The following is a 291-nucleotide window of genomic DNA, read 5'->3' on the forward strand; positions in this document are numbered from 1 at the left end:
GCGCTTTGGTGCATTTAGCACAGTTGGTCTCGAGAGCTTCCTTGATGTGAGATTTAAGTTCCTTGCCTTCTGCGGTACATTGGCCCTTTTCGAGGATGCAATGTACGTAGGGAATGAGGAGCCGACGGTTAGATATGAGCTGGTCCAGATCGACAGTGTCGTATTTGTCTGTGTACTGTTCAGGGCGAGCGAGGGCCACAGCCGTCAAGGCAAGCAGGCAAACAATAACGGTCTTCATTCTGAGAAACTTTATTGTTTTTGTATCACAAGAGTAGTAGTGTACGATAGCTC

At 47.8% G+C, this 291-nt stretch carries 1 protein-coding gene; it reads right to left on the minus strand.

The features are described 5' to 3' along the window. On the minus strand, positions 1-238 hold a 238-nt coding region (locus tag F0U44_RS23915), incomplete at its 3' end, for a 4CSP family protein (protein ID WP_149730578.1). Between the last annotated feature and the right edge of the window lie 53 nt (positions 239-291).

The sequence above is a fragment of the Nocardioides humilatus genome (genome assembly GCF_008373755.1).
Taxonomy (GTDB): Bacteria; Actinomycetota; Actinomycetes; order Propionibacteriales; family Nocardioidaceae; genus Nocardioides; species Nocardioides humilatus.